This window comes from Streptomyces sp. NRRL S-350, from assembly GCF_000719705.1.
In the GTDB taxonomy this organism is placed as follows: Bacteria; Actinomycetota; Actinomycetes; order Streptomycetales; family Streptomycetaceae; genus Kitasatospora.
This window is the reverse complement of the sequence record NZ_JOHO01000244.1, coordinates 1-219: the sequence shown is the minus strand read 5'-3', so window position 1 is coordinate 219 and position 219 is coordinate 1. Positions and strand designations below refer to the sequence as shown.

Annotated in this window: 1 protein-coding gene; it reads left to right on the top strand. The window is 71.2% G+C overall.

The genetic code is table 11. The features are described from left to right. The coding region (locus tag IF30_RS43005; protein ID WP_037903352.1) for an AbfB domain-containing protein at nt 1-219 on the top strand (219 nt) is incomplete at both ends.

Below are 219 nucleotides of genomic sequence, written 5' to 3'. Positions count from 1 at the left end.
CCGGCTCGCTGACACCCGGCTCCCGGATCTCCCTGAAGGCCACCACCGCCTGCTGCACCTCCGACTACCTCCGCCACGACGACACCGACACCAAGGCCGTCATCTCCCCCGTCGACTCCTCCAGCCCCGCCGGCGACAAGGCCGACGCCACCTGGATCGTCCGCACCGGCCTCGCCGACAGCAGCTGCCTGTCCTTCGAGTCCGCGAACAAGCCGGGCC